Source organism: Streptomyces hygroscopicus subsp. hygroscopicus (genome assembly GCF_001553455.1).
Taxonomy (GTDB): domain Bacteria; phylum Actinomycetota; class Actinomycetes; order Streptomycetales; family Streptomycetaceae; genus Streptomyces; species Streptomyces hygroscopicus.
In genome coordinates this window covers 1-5,003 of the sequence record NZ_BBOX01000218.1, presented here as the reverse complement: position 1 = coordinate 5,003, position 5,003 = coordinate 1, and the positions used below count along the sequence as shown (strand labels likewise).

Here is a 5,003-nt window from a genome sequence, read left to right as displayed (position 1 = left end):
TTCCGGTACCGGGGGCGGTCCGGGTCGGCCGGTCCCCGCCCCGTCCGTCGTCGTCGACCGACCGCGTCGGCGGGGTCCGGGNGCGTCCCGGCGGGACCGCGGGGGGCCCCCCGGAAGGCCGGGGCGGAGCCCCTCAGAAGCCGTGGAGGGCGCCGCCGTCCACCGGGAGCATCAGGCCGGTGAGGTAGGACGCCGCCGGGGACAGCAGGAACGCGGCGGACTTGCCGAATTCCTCGGGCGTCCCGTACCGCCGCAGCGGGATCGCCGCCGCGTTCCGCTCGCGTGCCGCCTCCGCGTCGCCGGAAAGGCCGTCCAGCTCGCGCACCCGGTCGGTGTCGATGCGGGCCGGGAGGAGGCCCACGACGCGGATGCCGCGGGGGCCGAGTTCCAGGGAGAGGGACTTGGCGAAACCGGCGAGGCCCGGCCGCAGGCCGTTGGAGATGGTGAGGCCGGGGATCGGCTCGTGGACGGAGCCGGAGAGGACGAAGCCGATCACGCCGCCGGAGGAGAGCTGCTCCGCGGCGGTACGCGCGAGGCGGACGGCACCGAGGAAGACGGAGTCGAAGGCGGCCTGCCACTGGGCGTCGGTGAGGTCGGCCGTGAGTCCGGCCGGCGGGCCGCCGACGCTGATGAGGACGCCGTCGAAGCCGCCGAAGTGTTCGCGGGCGGTGGCGATGAGACGGGCCGCGGCCTCGGGGTCGGCGTTGTCGGCGGCGACGCCGACGGCGTTCGGGCCGAGGTCGGCGGCGACGGCGGCCGCCGTGTCGGCGTCGCGGCCGGTGATGACGGTCTTCGCACCGTCGGCGATCAGCTCACGGGCGGCCGCGAGGCCCAGCCCGCGGGTGGCTCCGGTGACGATGTACACCCGGTCTTTGAGTCCAAGATCCATGGGGGTCAGTCTGCCTTGACCCCCTCCGCGAGGGTGAGGGCGGTCCCCACCAGGCCGACGTGGCTGAACGCCTGGGGGAAGTTGCCGAGCTGCCGGCCGGACGCGGGGTCGTACTCCTCGGCGAGCAGTCCGACGTCGTTGCGGAACCCGAGGAGGCGTTCGAAGAGCGCGCGGGCGTCCTTGTGGCGGCCGGTCAGCTGGAGGGCGTCGGCGAGCCAGAAGGAGCAGGCGAGGAAGGCGCCCTCGGAGCCGGGGAGGCCGTCGGGGTTGCCGTCGGTGCCGGTGGTGTAGCGGCGGATGACGCCGTCCTCGCTGAGTTCGCGGCGGACCGCGTCGATGGTGCCGAGGACCCGCGGGTCGTCGGCGGGGAGGAAGCCGACACGGGGGATGAGCAGGGTCGCGGCGTCCAGCTCGGTGGAGCCGTAGGACTGGGTGAAGGTGGACCGCCCGGGGTCGTAGCCCTTGTCGCAGACCTCGCGGTGGACGGCGTCGCGCATGGCGCGCCAGCGGTTCACGTCGCCGCTCAGCTCGGGGTGGGCCTCGATGGCGCGGACGGCGCGGTCGGCGGCGACCCAGGCCATGACCTTGGAGTGGACGAAGTGGCGGCGGGGCCCGCGGACCTCCCACAGCCCCTCGTCGGGGTCGTGCCAGGCGGATTCCAGGAAGTCCATGAGGGCGGTCTGGATCTTCCAGGCGTGCGGTTCGGCGGGCAGCCCGGCGGAGCGGGCCAGGTGGAAGGTGTCGAGCACCTCGCCGTAGACGTCGAGCTGACGCTGGTCGACGGCGTCGTTGCCGACCCGGACCGGGGCCGAGTGCTGGTACCCCTCCAGCCAGGGGAGCTCGTGCTCGTGGATCCGGCGCTCGCCCCGGATGCCGTACATGATCTGCAGTTCGGCCGGGTCGCCGGCGATCGCCCGCAGCAGCCAGTCGCGCCAGGCGGCGGCCTCCTCGCGGTACCCGGCGCGGAGCAGGGCGTTCAGGGTGAGGGTGGAGTCGCGCAGCCAGCAGTAGCGGTAGTCCCAGTTGCGGACCCCGCCGGGGCTTTCGGGCAGCGAGGTGGTGGGGGCCGCGACGATACCGCCGCTCGGAGCGTAGGTGAGCGCCTTGAGGGTGATCAGGGAGCGCATGACGGCGTCCCGGTACGGGCCCTGGTAGCGGCAGCGGGCGGCCCAGCCGCGCCAGTCCTCCAGGCTGGAGCGGAGCGAGTGGTACGGGTCGAGGAGCCGGGGGCGGGGCTCGTGGGAGGGGTGCCAGGTGAGCACGAAGGCCACCCGGTCCCCGGCGGAGACGGTGAACTCCGAGCGGGTGCTGAAGTCCTTGCCGTAGGTGTGGACCTCGGGCTCCGAGCGCAGCCACACCGAGTCCGGTCCGGCGACCGCGATCCGGTGGCCGTCGGTGCGGCGCACCCAGGGGATGACGCGGCCGTAGTCGAAGCGCAGCCGGAGCACGCCGAGCATCTCGACGCTGCCGGAGACGCCCTCCACGACGCGGACGACATCGGGGGCGCGGTCGCGCTGCGGCATGAAGTCGATGACCTTGACCGTGCCCGTCCCGGTCTCCCAGACCGACTCCAGGACGAGGGAGTCGTCCAGGTAGCCGCGGCGGGTGCAGGCGCCCGCGCCCTTGGGGGCGAGCCGCCAGTGCCCGTTGTCCTGGTCGCCGATGAGGGCGGCGAAGCAGGCCGGTGAGTCGAAGCGGGGCAGGCACAGCCAGTCGATCGAGCCATGGCGGCTGACCAGGGCGGCCGTCTGGTGGTCACCGATGAGGGCGTAGTCGTCGATGCGCTGAGCCATGTCGGGGCGCCTTCCCTGGACGCGGGATCCTAGGCCCTCGATCCTGGGCCCTGGGGATTCTGGGCCCTCCTAGGTGCTGGACGGGACCTGCTCGGCGGTGGCCTGCTCGGCGGTGGCCGCGGCCTTCGCGGCCTCGGCGGCGCGGTCCCGGCGCTCGCGGCGGGCCAGCACGAACCAGCCGATGGGCACACCGGCGGAGAACAGCCACCACTGGACGGCGTAGGCCATGTGCGGGCCGATGTCGCTGTGGTCGGGCGCGGCGACCGTCCGGGGCTGTTTGCCGCCGCCCTTGGGGGAGGACGAGGTGAGCTCGATGTAGCCGCCGAGGACGGGCCGGGACAGGGCCTTCGCCTGCTGCTCGCTGTTGATCAGCGAGACCTGGCGGGGCGGCAGCCCCTTCTTGTCCTTGATGCCGCTGTTGCCGGTGGTCTCGTCGGCCTTCAGCCGGCCGGTGACGGTGACCTTGCCGGAGGGCGCGGCGGGCACGTCGGGAAATTTCGTGAGGTCCGCGCCGGCCGGGATCCAGCCCCGGTTGACCAGGACCGCGCGGTCGTCCGGGAGCAGCAGCGGGGTGAGGACGAAATAGCCGATGGACTGCTCGTCGGAGCCGGTGCGCTGGCGGACGACGACCTCGTGGGCGGTGTCGTAGGTGCCGGTGGCGGTCACCGTGCGCCAGGTGTCGTCGCGGGGGACCGTACGGCCGGGGGAGGTGAGCTTCTCGACGGCCACGGCCGGGGCGCCGAGGTTGTCCCCGATGAGCTGGTTCTGCGCGACGCGGTGCTCATGCCGGTGCAGCTGCCAGAAACCCAGCCTGATCATCGTCGGGATCAGGGCCAGGGCCACGAGTGTGAGGATCACCCACTGCCGGGTCAACAGGAAGCGGTACACGTCCTTGACCCTACTCGGCGTGGATTGTCCCCCGGCCGGTGGGGGCGGCCGGGGGACAATCCACGCAGGTGGCCGGGGTCACACATGGTCGACGATGCCCACCTTCCCTTCCGCCCGCGCGCAGTGCGCACAGCAGTAGAAGTGGCCGTCCGCCTCCACGCCCTGCCCGATGATCTGGGCCCGGCAGTGTTCGCAGATGGGCGCCATGCGGTGGATGGCGCACTGGAAGCAGTCGAAGACGTGCACGCTGCCCTGCGCGTGCACCTCGAACGTCATCCGGTAGTCGTTTCCGCAGACCTCACAACGTGCCATGCGCCTCAGCGTGCGGGGCCGGGCGGTGGCGGGCGAGCGGCGGGCGGGCGCGTCGCGCCGACTTCACCTGTTTGTCGGCGGCGCGGGGGTGACGTCCTGGAGGAGTTGCATGAAGGCCGCCTCGTCGATGATCGGCGTGCCGAAGGAGCGGGCCTTGGCGGTCTTGGACGTGGGCGACTCGGGGTCGTTGGTCACCAGCACGCTGGTGAGCCGGGAGACGCTGGTGGCCACGTGCAGCCCGGCCTCGACCGCCCGGTCCTCCAGCAGCTCGCGGTCCACGGAGGTGTCCCCGGAGAACGCCACCCGCATGCCCTGGACCAGCTGCCCGCCGGGCTCGTAGCGCCCGGGGTTGGGGTAGGGGCAGGCGGGGCGCTTGCGGCTGGGGCGCCAGGTCTGCCGGTACGACCGCTGGCGGCCGATCGCCGGGCCGTCGGACCACTCGGTCAGCGGCTGGCAGGCCAGCAGCGGCAGGCGCAGCCCGGTCTCGGCGGCCCGGTGCAGGCTGGGCCGGAACGCCTCGGCGAGCACCCGCGCGTCGTCCAGGGCGTGGTGGGCGCGCCGCTGGACCACTCCGTAGTGCGCGGCGAGGGTCTCCAGCTTGTGGTTGGGCAGCGGCAGGCCCAGCTCCTTGGAGAGGGCGATGGTGCACAGCCGCTGCCGTACCGGCGCGGCGCTCCTGGTGCGGGCGTACTCACGGGCGAGCATCGACCAGTCGAAGGCGGCGTTGTGCGCGACCAGCACGCGGTCGGCGAGGCGCGCGGAGAGCTGCTCGGCGATCTCGGGGAAGCGCGGGGCGTCGGCGAGCATCTCCGCGGTGAGGCCGTGGATCCACACCGGGCCCGGATCGCGCTGCGGGTTGACCAGGGTGTACCAGTGGTCCTGCACCGCGCCGCGGGCGTCGAGCTGATAGACCGCCGCGGAGACGATCCGGTCGTCGCGGGCCAGGCCGGTGGTCTCCACGTCGACGACCGCGTAACCCTGCGGATAGGTGGCCGGCCACGAGGACGGCGGTGCGGGGTGCGGTGCGGCAGCCGTGGGGTCTTCGAGCATGGTCCTTGAGCATACGGGCCGTCGCCGACAACCCCGACGGGCGGGCCGGTCGGGGCGGGTGCGCCCGGGGT

Annotated in this window: 5 protein-coding genes; all 5 read right to left on the bottom strand. The window is 73.4% G+C overall.

Translation table 11 applies throughout. From position 1 onward, the window contains the following. Positions 1-133: 133 nt before the first annotated feature. The 5 genes from AXW62_RS22515 to AXW62_RS22495 all read right to left on the bottom strand — a co-directional run bounded on the left by AXW62_RS22515 (position 134) and on the right by AXW62_RS22495 (position 4,932). On the bottom strand, positions 134-889 hold the full coding sequence (locus AXW62_RS22515) for an SDR family oxidoreductase (RefSeq protein WP_030841237.1): 756 nt from the start codon (positions 887-889) through the stop codon (positions 134-136). A 5-nt stretch (positions 890-894) separates the two neighbouring features. Further along, positions 895-2,682: a glycoside hydrolase family 15 protein gene (locus tag AXW62_RS22510; protein ID WP_060946122.1), complete on the bottom strand. Its 1,788-nt coding sequence runs from the start codon at positions 2,680-2,682 to the stop codon at positions 895-897. A 69-nt stretch (positions 2,683-2,751) separates the two neighbouring features. Then, positions 2,752-3,570, bottom strand: coding sequence for an SURF1 family cytochrome oxidase biogenesis protein (locus tag AXW62_RS22505; RefSeq protein ID WP_060946121.1), 819 nt, complete (start codon positions 3,568-3,570; stop codon positions 2,752-2,754). A 78-nt stretch (positions 3,571-3,648) separates the two neighbouring features. After that, a complete protein-coding gene (locus AXW62_RS22500; protein ID WP_079080037.1) occupies positions 3,649-3,882 on the bottom strand; it encodes a metallothionein in 234 nt (77 codons plus the stop codon). A gap of 63 nt (positions 3,883-3,945) precedes the next feature. Next, positions 3,946-4,932, bottom strand: a complete 987-nt coding sequence (locus AXW62_RS22495; protein WP_030841245.1) for a DEDDh family exonuclease — start codon at positions 4,930-4,932, stop codon at positions 3,946-3,948. Positions 4,933-5,003 lie beyond the last annotated feature (71 nt).

Excerpts from the sequence above, each read along its gene's own strand:
- AXW62_RS22495 (WP_030841245.1), bottom strand. The coding sequence starts at position 4,932 with ATGCTCGAAGACCCCACGGCTGCCGCACCGCACCCCGCACCGCCGTCC.
- AXW62_RS22510 (WP_060946122.1), bottom strand. The coding sequence starts at position 2,682 with ATGGCTCAGCGCATCGACGACTACGCCCTCATCGGTGACCACCAGACG.
- AXW62_RS22500 (WP_079080037.1), bottom strand. The coding sequence starts at position 3,882 with ATGGCACGTTGTGAGGTCTGCGGAAACGACTACCGGATGACGTTCGAG.
- AXW62_RS22515 (WP_030841237.1), bottom strand. The coding sequence starts at position 889 with ATGGATCTTGGACTCAAAGACCGGGTGTACATCGTCACCGGAGCCACC.